The 13,320-nt window shown below is 64.4% G+C and carries 11 protein-coding genes; 5 read left to right on the plus strand and 6 right to left on the minus strand.

Annotated features, from left to right (window positions below; genetic code table 11):
- Positions 1-89 precede the first annotated feature (89 nt).
- Entirely contained in the window at positions 90-980 is an 891-nt protein-coding gene (locus RS897_RS04245) for a LysR family transcriptional regulator (protein ID WP_315835349.1), read from the minus strand.
- Here RS897_RS04245 and RS897_RS04250 point away from each other — a divergent pair.
- On the plus strand, positions 970-1,197 hold the full coding sequence (locus tag RS897_RS04250) for a hypothetical protein (protein ID WP_315835350.1): 228 nt from the start codon (positions 970-972) through the stop codon (positions 1,195-1,197). The two genes, RS897_RS04245 and RS897_RS04250, sit on opposite strands and share 11 nt — an antisense overlap.
- Before the next feature lie 21 nt (positions 1,198-1,218).
- On the opposite strand, the gene RS897_RS04255 is transcribed toward RS897_RS04250, so the two are convergent.
- The 4 genes from RS897_RS04255 to RS897_RS04270 form a co-directional block, all read right to left on the minus strand.
- A complete protein-coding gene (locus tag RS897_RS04255) occupies positions 1,219-2,556 on the minus strand; it encodes an MFS transporter (RefSeq protein WP_315835351.1) in 1,338 nt (445 codons plus the stop codon).
- A 404-nt stretch (positions 2,557-2,960) separates the two neighbouring features.
- Positions 2,961-3,554 (minus strand): formyltransferase family protein, encoded by a 594-nt coding sequence (locus RS897_RS04260; protein ID WP_315835352.1) that lies wholly within the window; start codon positions 3,552-3,554, stop codon positions 2,961-2,963.
- A 69-nt stretch (positions 3,555-3,623) separates the two neighbouring features.
- Complete coding sequence (locus RS897_RS04265; protein WP_315835353.1) at positions 3,624-5,177, minus strand: hypothetical protein; 1,554 nt, start codon at positions 5,175-5,177, stop codon at positions 3,624-3,626.
- 39 nt (positions 5,178-5,216) lie between these two features.
- Positions 5,217-6,509: an adenylosuccinate synthase gene (locus RS897_RS04270; protein ID WP_315835354.1), complete on the minus strand. Its 1,293-nt coding sequence runs from the start codon at positions 6,507-6,509 to the stop codon at positions 5,217-5,219.
- Between the two features lie 294 nt (positions 6,510-6,803).
- On the opposite strand from RS897_RS04270, the gene RS897_RS04275 reads away from it, so the two are divergent.
- On the plus strand, positions 6,804-7,721 hold the full coding sequence (locus tag RS897_RS04275; RefSeq protein ID WP_315835355.1) for a DMT family transporter: 918 nt from the start codon (positions 6,804-6,806) through the stop codon (positions 7,719-7,721).
- 61 nt (positions 7,722-7,782) lie between these two features.
- Positions 7,783-8,400 carry a glutathione S-transferase family protein gene (locus RS897_RS04280; RefSeq protein ID WP_315838516.1) on the plus strand — a complete coding sequence of 206 codons (618 nt, stop codon included), beginning with the start codon at positions 7,783-7,785 and terminating at the stop codon, positions 8,398-8,400.
- Positions 8,401-8,445: 45 nt separating this feature from the next.
- Here RS897_RS04280 and RS897_RS04285 read toward each other — a convergent pair whose 3' ends face one another.
- Complete coding sequence (locus RS897_RS04285) at positions 8,446-9,720, minus strand: pilus assembly protein TadG-related protein (protein WP_315835356.1); 1,275 nt, start codon at positions 9,718-9,720, stop codon at positions 8,446-8,448.
- Between the two features lie 113 nt (positions 9,721-9,833).
- Here RS897_RS04285 and RS897_RS04290 point away from each other — a divergent pair, with 113 nt between their 5' ends.
- Together RS897_RS04290 and RS897_RS04295 are read left to right on the plus strand one after the other, a co-directional pair.
- On the plus strand, positions 9,834-11,075 hold the full coding sequence (locus tag RS897_RS04290) for a helix-turn-helix domain-containing protein (protein WP_315835357.1): 1,242 nt from the start codon (positions 9,834-9,836) through the stop codon (positions 11,073-11,075).
- A gap of 137 nt (positions 11,076-11,212) precedes the next feature.
- A complete protein-coding gene (locus RS897_RS04295) occupies positions 11,213-13,258 on the plus strand; it encodes a pyrroloquinoline quinone-dependent dehydrogenase (RefSeq protein WP_315835358.1) in 2,046 nt (681 codons plus the stop codon).
- Positions 13,259-13,320: the final 62 nt, after the last annotated feature.

Here is a 13,320-nt window from a genome sequence, read left to right on the forward strand (position 1 = left end):
CGGTGATAGGCGCCGCATTGCCCGTGGTCCAAGCCAAAGGCTGGGTCGATCGATGCAGATTCTGCATCGATCAGACATCCATTGGACGCTCAGGTGAGCGCGATCTCGCGACCGACTTCCACCACGGTCGGCAGCAGCGGATTATCGCCGTCGCGGCGCCAGACCAAAAACATCTCCACGGGCCGCGGCGCCTTGATGCGCAGGGGACGCAGCACGATCCCATCCATGCGCAGTCCCTCCGCCGTCTCCGGCACCACCGCAAGCCCGAGACCGGCGCGCACCAGCGACAGAATCGAATGGATCTGGCTGAGGTGCTGCACATAACGCGGCAGCACCTTGGCGCGTGCGAACTCGCTTACCAGCAGGTCGTAGAAATAACGCGACTCGTAGGGGGCATACATGATGAAGGGCTGGCCATCGAGGTCGTTGAGCGCAAGGCTCGGCCGGCCAGCCAGCGGATGGCCGGCGGGGACCGCCGCGACCAGCGGCTCGGCGACCACACGCAGGGAATCGAGTTCCGGGCGGCCGACCGGCGGGCGCAGCAGGCCGATGTCGATCTCGCCGGAGCCGAGCGCCTCCAACTGATCGACGCTGACCATCTCCTTGAGCGACAGGTCGACCTCGGGCAGGCGGTGGCGCATCGCGGTGACGAGCTGGGGCAGGAAGGAATAGGCGCCGCCGGCGGTGAAGCCGATCCTGATGCCGCCGGTCTTGCCGGCGGCGATGCGCTTGGCGGCGGCGGAGGCTGAGGCCGCGAGTTTCAGGATACGCCTTGCCTCCGGCAGGAAGCTGCGCCCGGCGGGCGTCAGCCGCACGGCGCGGCTGGTGCGCTCCAGCAGCGGCGCGTCGATGATCCGCTCCAGCACCTGGATCTGCCGGCTCAGCGGCGGCTGGGTCATGTTCAGTCGCGCCGCGGCGCGGCCGAAGTGCAATTCCTCGGCGACCGCCACAAAACATCGCAGCTGCATAATGTCGAACATCGATGCCAATTCGCTATTGATCGAGGCTGTCCGACGCGCCTCTAGCATGGATCGATCGGAGGCGACAACGCCGGGCGGCGCAGTCCTGCTGCGCGCCGCCGGCTCAGGTTCAACATCATCAAAGCGCAAGATCAAAACCTGCGTTGCGCTGGTCCGGACTCTTTCGGCCCGGTTCCCGGCGTGGACACATCAAAAATCAAAAAAGCCGAAAATATGATCCGTTCGAAGCCTGCGAGGCTCACGCCTTGCGCAATTCGACACGGCGGATGTCGCCGACAAGAAACAGATACGCCGCCATGGCGACAAAGGCGTTGATGCCGACAAACACCAGCGCGCCATTGAACGAGCCGGTGTGCTGGATCATGTAGCCGATGATGATCGGCGTGGTGATGCCGGCGGTGTTGCCGAACATGTTGAACAGGCCGCCGCTGAGGCCGCCGATTTCCTTCGGCGAGGTGTCGGACACCACCGCCCAACCCAGCGAGCCGACACCCTTGCCGAAGAAGGCGATCGCCATCACCACCACCACGAGGGTGGGCGAGGAAACGTAATTGCAGATGATGATGGTCATTGACAGCAGCATGCCGCCGATGATCGGGAGCTTGCGGGCCAGTGTCAGCGAGCCTGTCCGCCGGTACAGCGCATCGGAAATCACGCCGCCGAGCACGCCACCGATGAAGCCGCACAACGCCGGCAGCGAGGCGACAAGGCCGGCATTGAGGATCGACAGCCCCCGATCCTTGATCAGATAGAGCGGGAACCAGGTCAGGAAGAAGTAGGTGATGACGTTGATGCAGTGCTGGGCGATGTAGACACCGAGCAGCATCCGGCTGCCGAGCAATTGCCTGAGATCTCTCCAGGCGAAGGGACGATGCCGGCCGGAGGCCTCGGCGCCGTCCATCTGCATCAGCGCGCCACCGCGTTCCAGATGGGTGATCTCGGCATCGCTGATCGCCGGGTGCTCGCGCGGACCGTGCATCAGCCGCCCCCACAGCACCCACATGATCGCGCCGATGATGCCCATGACGAAGAACGAATAACGCCAGCCGAAACTCTGGGTGATCCAGCTGACCAGCGGCGCGAACAAAACCGGCGCGAAATACTGCGCCGCATTGAAGATCGCCGACGCCTTGCCACGCTCGGCGGTCGGAAACCAGGCGGCGACGATGCGCGCATTGCCGGGGAAGGACGGCGATTCCGCGATTCCCATCAGAAAGCGGAACACGAACAGCCAGACGATGGCGGCGCCGCCACTGAAGAAGCCAACCCAGCCTTGCGTGAAGGTAAAGACCGACCACAGCAGGATGCTCCAGGCATACACCTGCTTCGAACCATAACGATCGAGCAGCCAGCCGCCGGGAATCTGCGCCGCCACATAGGACCAGCTGAACGCCGAGAAGATATAGCCGAGCGCCACCGGACTGATGTCGAGATCCTTCGACAGCGGCGCGCCGACAATCGACACGATGGCGCGATCGGCGTAGTTGATCACGGTGACCGCGAAGATCATGGCGATGATCTGGTAACGCACCCGTCCGCTGCTGCTTGCTGTCTCCGTCTGGGGGATCGACACCATGGTTGTTCCCTTCCCGAACATCGTCGCGCGACACACTCGGTCGCAAGACGAACCCTTGCTTGTTGGGACGGGACACTAGGGACGTGGTCGATGCCGGACCATTTTAGACTGGGCATCGATCGATACAGTCTGGGTATTGATGGGGGGTGGGATCGACGCGTTGCCTCTTCCAACGTTGTGGCCTGGAGCGTTTCCTCACACTCCGTGTCATCGCCCGACTTGATCGGGCTATCCAGTACCCGGGGTATCAAGAGCTGGAACGATGAGCTGCAAAACCGGTGGCCACCGTTACAAGCGCCGTCATCTCATCATGAACTTCGCCGCCTACTGGGTCGCCCGATCAAGTCGGGCGACGACAGCAGTGGGTGGCGAAACGCAGCGCGTTTTGATCAGTCGCTGTCAGTTCAGTGCGGCGACAGCGCAGGCGCCTGGGTGGCGAACGCCTCGTCCTGCGGCTTGGACGGCAGTGAGCCGAACGCCTTGGCGTGATCGATCGCTTCCGCCAGCAGCTTGAGACCGAGCGGCGCCAGCGCGCGCTCCCACAATTCGCGGGCGGTCTCGCCCTTTTTCACGAAGCACCAGTCCTGCATCACGATCGCACCGGCATCCATGCGGTCGGCGAGGTGATAGATGGTGCCGCCGGCGATCGAATCGCCTTCCTTGATGGTCCATTCCACCGCGGCCATGCCGCGATGGCGCGGCAGCAACGAGGGGTGATAACCGATGCCGCCGAATTTCGCGGTGGCGAGCGCCTCGCGGCTGACACGGGCGTGGCTGTGGGCGGTGATGATCAGATCGGTCGCGGGCGCGATTTCCGAGGCCGCCACGATCTTCGGATTGGCCTGCACGGTGACCTCGACATTCGCCTTGCGAGCCGCCGCAGCCAGCCGATCCTCGCCATCGTGCACCACGACGCGCGCGACGCCGAAACCGTGCTGATGCAGCATGTCGAAAACGGTCACGCCGAAATGGCGGGAGCCGACGAGCGTGATCCGCATTCCTTACCTACCCCGAGCCCTGTTGTGTCCGAATATCAAAATCGCTGGCTTCAAATCACTGGCCCCAACTCACTGCCCCCAAGCCGCGAACGCATCGTTGAACGCGCGCTCGCCGGGTGCACCCTTCTCGACCGCCAGGATGGCGCGCCGCTGGTTGGTGTAGACCAGCGGAATGTCGAACCAGGAGCGCTCCTTCAGCAACTGGATGTTGCGCGACTTGTCGGCGTCGACATTCGACAGCCCGACCAGGAAAAAGCCGTCGGTGACCTTCACTGCCAGGCCTGCCAGCGGCGTGCCCTTGGTCTGCTCGGCGGATTTCATCAGCACACCCGGCACATTGGCGACGCCGCCGCCGCTGAAGTCCGGCGGCAAGGTGAATGTCAGCTCGGCAGTGTGGCTCGCCGGCAGCGACGCATCGTTGTTGCGGCGGATGGTCAGCGTCATCTTCAGCTTGCGGTCGGGCACGTCGACATCGGCTCGGATCGCGAGATCCGGCGGCTGGCCGGCCGCGCCGGCGATCTGGTCGACGCGCCACACCACGGTGCCCTCATAACGCCGGCCCTCCTGCACGGAGGGGTCCTCGTCATAAAGCACGACCTTCTGCGCCACCGGCGCGATCTGCGAGCCGGGCTGGCCGACGCGGTCGGCGATCTTGGGCCGGCTGCCACTGTCGGTGGCCGGCGTTTTCGGCGCTTCCGCGACCGGCTGCGACTTCATCATGCCGCGGATGGTGGTCCATGCCTTCGGGCCGACCAGGAAACCGACGCCGGCGAGAATCAGCACCACGCCGAGGATCAGCAGGGATTTCAGCGGAAAACGGCTCGGCACCCGTGCCGGCTTCGGCGGCTTGGCCGGCCGCGGCCCCGGACCGGGCATGCCCTGACTAGATTTGGCGCCGCGCGCGACCGGCGGGCGATCCTGGTAGCGGGCGTGATCGTCGGCCGCATCGTCATAGCCGTAAGGCGCCTCCGACATCGGATCGACGCGATTCTCCAGGCTCGGCTCGATGCGGTCGAACTCGGACGACGGCGAAGGGACGTTGGCGTAGGTGCGGCGCGCGGAGCGATTGGCCTGCGCCGCGGCGGCGCCGAGGTCGTCGGCATCCGCCACCACGTCGCGAAAGCCGCGCATGCCGGGCTGCGCCGGACGCTGTGGCGCGCCGGCGGGGCGCGGCGGCTGCGGCCGCGAGGTGTCGCGACTGACCGGCGGAGGGGCCGATGGCGGCGGGTCGGGACGCAGGTTGCGCGGCGGGCGCGGCGCCTCGTCCTCGGGCGACGGACCACGTGGGGCTGGGCGGCCGGCCGCGTTGGGATCGGTGGGATTCGCACGGGCGCGCACGCTGGAGCGCAGGGCATCACCCGGGCGGGTGCGCGACAGAGGGTCGGGCTTCGGTGCCTCGATGCGGGCGCGCTGGGCGGCCTCGGATTCGACCTTGCGGACGGCCTCCTCCAGCGCCAGCCGTTCGCGGGTGATCTCGCTTTCGGTCAGCGGCGGCTGCACGCTGCGCAGCTGCGCGATCAGCGCGGTGCGCGCCCGCTCATACAGTGCGCGACGCGCCTCCCCGGGCGCCCCGGGATCGAGGCCGGAAATCGCACGAGCGATCAGCGGGTAGTAATCAGCCATGAACGTCCGACTTGGGGCCTCACGGCCCGGGTTTAGGTGTTAGGCCTCGAAGGGATTCTGTACCAGAATTGTATCTTCGCGTTCCGGGCTTGTCGAAAGCAAGGCAATTGGACATCCGACCAGCTCTTCGACGCGCCGAACGTATTTGATCGCCTGCGCCGGGAGCTGTGCCCATGACCGCGCGTTGGCGGTCGGCTCCTTCCAGCCCTCGATGGTCTCGTAGATCGGCTTGACCCGAGCCTGAGCGCCCTCGCCGGCCGGCAGATGATCAATCTCCTTGCCGTCCAGCTCATAGCCGACACAGACTTGGATCTCGTCGAAGCCGTCGAGAATGTCGAGCTTGGTCAAAGCCAGGCCATTGATGCCGCAGGTGCGCGCGGTCTGCCGCACCAGCACCGCATCGAACCAGCCGCAGCGCCGCTTGCGCCCGGTGTTGACACCGAACTCCTTGCCGCGACGGCCGATCTCTTCGCCGATCTCATCGGTGAGTTCGGTCGGGAATGGGCCGAGGCCGACACGGGTGGTGTAGGCCTTGCAGATGCCGAGCACATAACCGACCGCGCCCGGCCCCATGCCGGTGCCGGTGGCAGCCTGGGCCGCGACCGTGTTGGACGAGGTGACATAGGGATAGGTGCCGTGGTCGACATCGAGCAGCGCGCCCTGCGCACCTTCGAACAGGATGCGCTTGCCTTCCCGGCGCTTCTGATCGAGCAGATTCCACACCGTCTCGGCATAAGGCAACACCTTCGGCGCCAGCGCCGTCAGCTCCTTCAGGATGTCGCCAGCATCGAATTCCGGCAGACTGAGGCCGCGCCGCAGCGTGTTGTGATGCACCAGCAGGCGATCGATCTTGTGCGGCAACGCGTCGAGGTCGGCGAGGTCCATCAGGCGGATAGCGCGGCGGCCGGCCTTGTCCTCATAGGCGGGGCCGATGCCGCGCCGGGTGGTGCCGATCGCGGTGCCGGTGTTGGAGGATTCGCGCAAGGCATCGAGCTCGCGATGCAGCGGGAGGATCAAAGTGACGTTTTCGGCGACGCGCAGATTGTCCGGCGAGACCGCGACGCCCTGCCCGCGCAGCCGCTCGACCTCATCGAGAAAGGCCTGGATGTCGAACACCACGCCATTGCCGATGACGGAGAGCTTCGACGGCCGCAGCACGCCCGAGGGCAGCAGCGCCAGTTTGTAGGTATTGCCGTCGATGACCAGCGTATGACCCGCATTATGGCCGCCCTGGAATCGGACGACGATGTCAGCCTGTTCCGACAACCAGTCGACGATCTTGCCTTTTCCCTCGTCGCCCCACTGGGCGCCGACGACGACAACATTGGCCATTTCGCAAAAGTCCCCTGAAATCCGTCAACAGGATGGGTTTGGAACGACTCACTTTGCGGCCGGGGCCGCTCGCATGTGAGACAAATCAACCGGATAAAGGATGCGGGCGGATGACGCAAGCCAAATGGGCGATTTCCGCATGGGCGCGATGCAGCCAAACCATTGATATCCCCTGAAAATCCTTCATTGTTGCTGTCATCGGGGTCGCTGCCCCGACAATCCGGCGGCGCAATCCGTTTAGAACCTGCCCGGAGCCCCGGCGCTCCCCACCACAGCCACCGAAGTACCGCAAAAATGACGGCTTCCGATCTGCCCCGTGGGCCCTCGCCGATCGGCTGGCTGGGCCAGCAACCCTACCTGCTGCTAAGCCTGACCTCGCTGTTCTGGGCCGGCAATATCGTTGTCGGGCGCCATCTCGCGGGCGTGGTGCCGCCATTCACCCTGTCGTTCATCCGCTGGGCCGGCGCGACGCTGATCATCCTGCCGCTGGCCTGGCCACATCTTACCGCCGACTGGCCCGCCATCCGCAGGCAGATCGGATTGATGCTGTTCCTGTCAGTCAGCGGCGTCGGCATCTACAACACGCTGGCCTATTACGGCCTGCAATACACCCAGGCCCTTAACGCGCTGCTGCTGCAGTCCGCGGGGCCGCTGTTCGTGGCGCTCTGGTCGCTGGTGCTGCTTGGGGTCCGGCTGAGCTGGCTGCAGGCCTTCGGGATCGCGGTCTCGCTGGTCGGCGTGCTGACCATCCTGACCCGAGGACACCTTGAGACGCTTGCCGGAATCCAGTTCAACCGCGGCGACCTGTTCTTCACCGCCGCGCTGGCGATCTTCGGCGTCTATTCGGCGCTGTCGGTGAAGCGGCCGCCGATCCACAATCTGTCGTTTCTGGGATTCACCATGGGCTTCGGCGCGCTGTCGCTGATCCCGCTGGTGATCTGGGATGCGTTCTACAGTCCGCCCGTCGAGGTCTCCACATCGAGCCTGCTATCGCTCGCCTATGTGGTGATCTTTCCCTCCACGCTCGGCTACCTCTGCTTCAACCGCGGCATCCAGTTGATCGGGGCCAACCGCGCCGCGCCGTTCTTTCATCTGATCCCGGTGTTCGGCGCCGTCATGGCGATCGCCTTTCTCGGCGAGCGGCCGGAATTGTTCCATCTGGTGGGCTTCGCACTGGTGCTGGCCGGGGTGTTTATCGCGGCACGAAAATAGGGGATCATCCACCGTTCGGACGCGCCCCAATAATCAGAATTCCGGAAAGGTCTCGCCCATGATGATGACGCTTTATTTCGCTCCCCACACCTGTGCACTCGCCTCGCACATCGCGCTTGCGGACGCCGGCGCGGACTATGTTGCCGAGATCGTCGACTTCAAGACAAACCAACAGCAGAGCCCGCAATACCTGGCCATCAATCCCAAGGGCCGCGTGCCGGCGCTGGTCACCGACCGCGGCATCCTGACCGAAACCCCGGCCATCCTGGGCTTCATCGCGCAGAGCTTTCCGCAGGCCCGGCTTGCGCCGGCCGATCCCTTTGCATTCGCGCAAGCGCAGTCGTTCAACAACTATCTGTGCGCCACGGTGCATGTGGCGCATGCCCATGGACCGCGCGGCCGTCGCTGGGCTGACGAACCCGAGGCGATCGCCGCCATGCAACGCAAAGTGCCGCAGACCATGACCGCGTGCTTCGACCTGATCGAAAACGGCATGCTCAAGGGGCCGTGGGTGATGGGCGAGAGCTATTCGATCTGCGATCCCTATCTGTTTACGCTGACGACGTGGCTGGAAGGCGACGGCGTCGACCTCACCCGCCTGCCGCGGGTGATGGATCACCATCGCCGCATGGCCGAGCGAGCCGCGACACGCAAGGCGCTAGCCGAGCAACTGGGATGATCGATCGACGATAAGGCAGGCATTCTTGAAGACAGGCGCGCTTGCTCAGTTGGTGAGGTGTGCTTGCGCCACGGCTTTCTGAAACAGCGCGGTCATGGCATCGGAAATGCCCTGGGTCGGGCTCACCTCGAAATAGAAGCCCGGCGACGCACAGCTCTGCATGTTGGTGGCGATCTCGCTCGAAAACGGCGCTATCCAGGTGTTGTACCAGGAATTGGTCGGCAGCGGCAGATAGGTGGTGTAAAGCACCGCGATCTGGATGCCACGTTTCTTGATCGCCGTGCAGGTCGCCACGGTCAGTGGTTCCTGGCAACGGCCTCCGGTGGTTTTCTTCGTGCACGTCGACGGATAGTACGCATCGGCGACACCGTCGGAGACGAAGAACAGAAATTTCTGCGGAGCCGACGAGGCGCCGGATCCCGGCGTTGCGATCGCATTGTTCATCGCAGCCAGGACATTGTCGTAGTCGGTACACTGGTCGCTGTTGTAGTTCTGATAGGGCGTGGTCATCAGATCGATGGCGTTGGCCGCCGTCTTGGCGCTCGACAGGCTCGCCGTCAATGCCGTGATCGTCGTCAGTGAAGTGCCGTTGCAAGACGGCCCGAACGTATAGATCGCCATCCGGAACTGGTCGGGCACGATCGCCGTCGCGGTCGCCGTGTCCATCAGCGACTGTGTCGCCTGCCGGACCACGTCGATGCGCATCGTCACGCCGAGCTTCTTCGCGAGCTTGTAGTAGTCGTTGGAATTCGACAGGTCATGGCACGCAAACGCGCATTTGTCGGAGGTGTTGGCGACCATCGTCGCAACGTCGGTCGGCGTGGCGGCGACCCCCATCGACGGAGTGTTGTCGAGCAGCAGATGGAAATCGATATAGGTCGGCAGCGCGGATGCCGCCGTCGAAGTGCCGGCCACCGTCATGGTGTTGAAGCCGGCCAGCTTCATGAGCTGGGTCGGCATTTCCGCCGAATAGTTGACGGTCGCGGTGCGGCCGTTGGCGCTGTCGCTGACGCTGACCGAGGCGCTTTTCGACGAAACCCAGGCGACGTCCGATTGCGCGTCGAACATGTTCGACGCAACCGTTTGAGCCACCGACGTGCTCAACGACAGCGCCCCACGATTGACGGCGGACAGCGCGGCCGCATCCGCAGCCGCATCAAGTTTGACCTTGGCCGCCGTGGCAAGGGCGTAGTCGATGGCGGCACCGACCAGACAGAGCAGCACCAGCAGCGACACCCCGAACAGCATGGCGATGCTGCCGCGCCGGTCGCGTCGAAAGCTGTGCAGCAGGTCTCCGGCCGCGCCGATGGCGCGAGCCACCGACCATCGCCTCGTCACGGGAAAACTACTCTCTCTGCACGTTTCCGGATATTTCAGCCAGGGCATGCCTGTATCTCGTATTGAACGCCGCGCCTAATTTTCGGGCTGCCCGTTTGGCCTTCGCCGCTCTGCTCGGCGATTTCCCTACGGTACTATCTTCCGGAAATCTTAATGACGGCGATATTCCACCCGTGCCAAGGCACGCAGCCGGCGGCTCCGTCAATTACCCGGCGGAAACCACGCGACTGAAATTTCGCCATCCAGATCGCTGGAGAATCTTGATATGTTCGACCGCTTCGCGAGCGCTCGTCAGCCGGCGGACAGCATCAGGATTTGACGTGCTCCTCGCCAATTACCCAGAATGCCGATCAGGTGACGCCGACGAGATCGAAAGCCTGTTGATCGCCAATGCCGGCGGCACGCATTTCGATGTGGATCGGGAGCGAGCGAATTTCGTCTTTCACGTCAACATGGTTCGGCTGAACGATGTCGCGCTGCTGTGGTCGACCTGTAATACGGCGATCCACATCGATCATGGACCGGTGAGTTATCTCCGCCATGTTTTTCCAATTGAGAAATCGAGCCGGATCGAGATCGACGGCCGGCCGGCCACCAGCGGATCGCACTTGTCGGGATCTCTGGTCCCCAACGGCAGATCATGGCGCATCGACAACGAGGCCGATTTTCAAAACCTGAGCCTGCGCATCGAAGCCGGCGCTCTCAAGCGAAAATTGTGGGCAATGACCGGCATCGAGCCCGCAGGCGACCTGGAATTTCAGCCATCGGACAACGATAGCCGCACGCTGTTGCTGCGAGACGCCGTATTCCGGTTTGCCCACGACATCCAGGCCATGGGACCGCACCTCCCGGCTCGCAGTATGCTGGAGCTCGAACAGGTGCTCGTCGTCGGGTATCTGCTCTGCAACCGACACAACTACAGCCAACTGCTGCAATTGCAGCCTGCGGCGCCAAGCCTCGCACAGGTGAGGCGCGTTGAGGATTTTATCGCCGCGAACTGGAACAAGCCGCTCGATATCGAAGTGCTCGCGGCAGTGGCTGATGTCAGCGTCCGAAGTTTATTCCGGAGTTTTCGAAACCTGCTGGACTGTTCCCCGCAGGCTTTCGTCAAAAAGATCAGGCTGAAGCAGGCGAGGACGCTGCTGCGCCGGGGCGGAGACTCGACCTCGGTGATGGCAATCGCCCTGCAATGCGGCTTTCACAGCCTCGGCCATTTCGCGCGGTCCTATCGCGATCTGTTCGGCGAGTTGCCATCGGACACCCTGCACCACAGCCGGCCCTCGATCCATATCGAGCCCTCTGAGCAAATCAACGGATCCAGCCCAAAGACGGCTTGATCGGGTCTCGCCATTTTGCAGCGTCGAAGGTGCCTTGCCCAACCGCGTCGCACTTTGCACTTGCGGGTCCCATCGAGTCCGGACCATGCTCTCCATCACGCTGGCGAACGGGCGACCAGGGGGACTGCGTCGAGATCATGAAGCGGCCGAGTTGCCTGATTGCACATGTTCCGATTGCGCTTGCCTTGGTTGCGCTCGCCCTGATCCCGCTCGCGCCTGCGACCGCCTGGCAGCATTGGGGCGGCGATGGCGGCGGCACGCGGTTCTCGCCACTCGACAAGATCACGCCGGCCAATGTCGATGGCATGGTCAGGGCCTGGGAGTTCCGCACGGGCGACCTGCAAAACAAGTCACCGGCGCTGATGGCGCGGACCAAATTCCAGACGACGCCGCTGCTCGTCGAAGACAGTTTGATCTTTTGCACGCCCTTCAACGACGTGGTCGCGCTCGATCCGGGCACAGGCGCACAAAAGTGGCGCTTCGACCTGAACATCAGCACCGATCTGCGGCCGGCCAACCGCTGGAACTGCCGCGGCGTCGCCTATTGGCGCGATGATGCCCGTGCAGCGGATGCGGCATGCCGCAGCCGTATCTTCATGGGCACCAACGACGCCCGGGTGATCGCGCTCGACGCGCGCACCGGACGCCGCTGCGCGGAGTTCGGCAGCAATGGCGAGGTCCGGCTCGATCCGGGCGTGCCGCTGGATTGGCCGGGCGAATACCAGATCACCTCGCCGCCGGTGGCGAGCCACGGCGTCGTGGTGGTGGGATCGGCCATCGCCGACAACCGCCGCGTGAGCGCGCCGCGCGGGTCGGTGCATGGCCTCGACGCGCGGACCGGCGCCCTACGCTGGACCTGGGATCCGCTGCTTCATGACGGCGTCGATGCCGGCCATGCCAATGTCTGGGCGCCGATGTCGGTCGATGAAGCGACCGGTGTGCTGTATCTGCCGACATCGTCGCCGAGCCCGGATTTCTGGGGCGGCAAGCGTCCCGGCAACAATACGCACGCCAACTCCGTTGCTGCGCTGCGCATCGAAAGCGGTGAGCTGATATGGGCCTACCAGACCGTGCATCACGATGTCTGGGATTACGATCTGCCGGCGCAGCCGACACTGACGCGGATCGACACCAGCAGCGGCCAGCGCGATGTGGTGATCCAGGCCACCAAGCAGGGCTTGCTGTTCGTGCTGGACAAGACCACCGGTCAACCGGTGTGGCCAGTCGAGGAAAGGCCCGTGCCGCAGAGCGGCGTGGACGGCGAGCTGTTGTCGCCGACCCAACCGTTCCCAACCCACCTGCCCGCATTGGTGCCGCAACGTCTGTCGGTGGACGATGCCTTCGGCGTGCTTCCATTCTGGGATCGTCCCGGCTGCCGCGCCCAGTTCGCCAGCAGCCGCAATGACGGCCTCTACACGCCGCCGTCGACCCAGGGCACCCTGCTGTTTCCAATGACCGGCGGGGGCGTCAACTGGGGCGGCGTCGCCTTTGATCCGGTCAACCAGATCCTCTACGCCAACACCAGCCGCGCGGTGCAGCGCGTCACTTTGATTCCACGTGCGGCGGTCGGCGACGATTTCAAGGCGCCGCCTGGCCATGATTACGGACCGCAGCGTGGCGCGCCGTTCGCGATGACGCGCTCGCTGGTGGCCTCGCCTCTCGGCATGCCCTGCAACAAGCCGCCGTGGGGCGCGCTGGTCGCGGTCGATTTGAAGGCCGGCAAAATTCTCTGGCAATCGTCGGTCGGAACCACCGAAGACCGCGCGCCGCTCGGCATCCCCTTCGCGTTCGGCACCCCGCTCGTAAATGGCGTCCTGGTCACCAAAGGCGGGCTCGTTTTCACCGGCGCGATGGATGCGTATCTGCGTGCCTACGACGCGAAGTCGGGCGCAGAACTCTGGCAGGGTCGCCTGCCGGTTCCCGGCATCGCCAATCCGATGACTTATCTCTGGAACGACGAACAGTATGTGGTGATCGGAGCGGGTGGCAATTCCGAGTCCGGCGCGACGATCGGTGACAGCCTGGTGGCGTTCCGCCTGGCGCGCGCCAGCGAAGCACCGTCGCTGTGGTCGCGGACCATCGATCGGCCCGGTGGGCGCTTCTGGAGCGGCACCATCGGCATCGTCGTCGCACTCGCTTGCCTGCTCGCCATCGGTGTCACGTGGCGGCGGCGGCGCATCTGACGTGCCGCCTGACCATTCGATATGCAGGTGTCGTTTTCACGTGCAGATGACCGCACCGCGCG

Source organism: Bradyrhizobium prioriisuperbiae, assembly GCF_032397745.1.
GTDB classification, from domain to species: domain Bacteria; phylum Pseudomonadota; class Alphaproteobacteria; order Rhizobiales; family Xanthobacteraceae; genus Bradyrhizobium_A; species Bradyrhizobium_A prioriisuperbiae.

Bases quoted from the DNA above. Each gene is read 5' to 3' on its own strand.
- RS897_RS04275 (WP_315835355.1), top strand. From the start codon at position 6,804: ATGACGGCTTCCGATCTGCCCCGTGGGCCCTCGCCGATCGGCTGGCTG.
- RS897_RS04245 (WP_315835349.1), bottom strand. From the start codon at position 980: ATGTTCGACATTATGCAGCTGCGATGTTTTGTGGCGGTCGCCGAGGAA.
- RS897_RS04255 (WP_315835351.1), bottom strand. From the start codon at position 2,556: ATGGTGTCGATCCCCCAGACGGAGACAGCAAGCAGCAGCGGACGGGTG.
- RS897_RS04280 (WP_315838516.1), top strand. From the start codon at position 7,783: ATGATGACGCTTTATTTCGCTCCCCACACCTGTGCACTCGCCTCGCAC.
- RS897_RS04260 (WP_315835352.1), bottom strand. From the start codon at position 3,554: ATGCGGATCACGCTCGTCGGCTCCCGCCATTTCGGCGTGACCGTTTTC.
- RS897_RS04270 (WP_315835354.1), bottom strand. From the start codon at position 6,509: ATGGCCAATGTTGTCGTCGTCGGCGCCCAGTGGGGCGACGAGGGAAAA.
- RS897_RS04295 (WP_315835358.1), top strand. From the start codon at position 11,213: ATGAAGCGGCCGAGTTGCCTGATTGCACATGTTCCGATTGCGCTTGCC.
- RS897_RS04265 (WP_315835353.1), bottom strand. From the start codon at position 5,177: ATGGCTGATTACTACCCGCTGATCGCTCGTGCGATTTCCGGCCTCGAT.
- RS897_RS04250 (WP_315835350.1), top strand. From the start codon at position 970: ATGTCGAACATCGATGCCAATTCGCTATTGATCGAGGCTGTCCGACGC.